The following is a 262-nucleotide window of genomic DNA, read 5'->3' on the forward strand; positions in this document are numbered from 1 at the left end:
CTGTAAGCCGTTGAAGGTGGCCTGTGAGGGCTGCTGGAGGTATCAGAAGTGCGAATGCTGACATAAGTAACGATAATGCGGGTGAAAAGCCCGCACGCCGGAAGACCAAGGGTTCCTGTCCAACGTTAATCGGGGCAGGGTGAGTCGACCCCTAAGGCGAGGCCGAAAGGCGTAGTCGATGGGAAACAGGTTAATATTCCTGTACTTGGTGTTACTGCGAAGGGGGGACGGAGAAGGCTATGTTAGCCGGGCGACGGTTGTC

At 55.7% G+C, this 262-nt stretch carries 1 rRNA gene; it reads left to right on the forward strand.

The features are described from left to right. Positions 1–262 (forward strand): 23S ribosomal RNA (locus AB6V08_RS23210); the annotation flags it as partial.

The sequence above is a fragment of the Enterobacter soli genome (assembly GCF_964208575.1).
GTDB classification, from domain to species: domain Bacteria; phylum Pseudomonadota; class Gammaproteobacteria; order Enterobacterales; family Enterobacteriaceae; genus Enterobacter; species Enterobacter soli_A.